The 380-nt window shown below is 68.2% G+C and carries 1 pseudogene; it reads right to left on the bottom strand.

Features of this window, described 5'->3' with window-relative positions:
• Window positions 1-380, bottom strand: a pseudogene (locus KVT32_RS29040) (class I poly(R)-hydroxyalkanoic acid synthase); the annotation flags it as partial.

Genomic DNA, 380 nt, shown 5'->3' on the forward strand with positions numbered 1-380 from the left:
TTGACGTAGCGTCCCGGCGCCGGCTCGGACGGCAGGTACTGGCCGTTGCCCGCCTGGCTCGGGGCCGGCACCTCCTTGCCGCCGTTTTCCGCCAGGAAGCGCGCCCATTCCGGCCACCAGCTGCCCTTGTGCTCGACGGCGCCGGCGAACCACTCCTCCGGCGTACGCGGGCGGCCGCGGCCGTTCTTGTCGCCGCCTTTTCCATTCACCCAGTAGCTGCGCTTGCCCTTGGACGCCGGGTTGATCACGCCGGCGATGTGGCCCGATGCGCCCAGCACGAAACGGTTGGCCTTGGCCTTCTTTGGATTGAGCAGGTTCATCGAGGCGAACGCGGCCGGCCAGGGCACGATGTGGTCTTCCTTCGAGCCGTAGATGAAGAC

The sequence above is a fragment of the Achromobacter sp. GbtcB20 genome (assembly GCF_019091095.1).
Taxonomy (GTDB): Bacteria; Pseudomonadota; Gammaproteobacteria; order Burkholderiales; family Burkholderiaceae_B; genus Achromobacter; species Achromobacter mucicolens.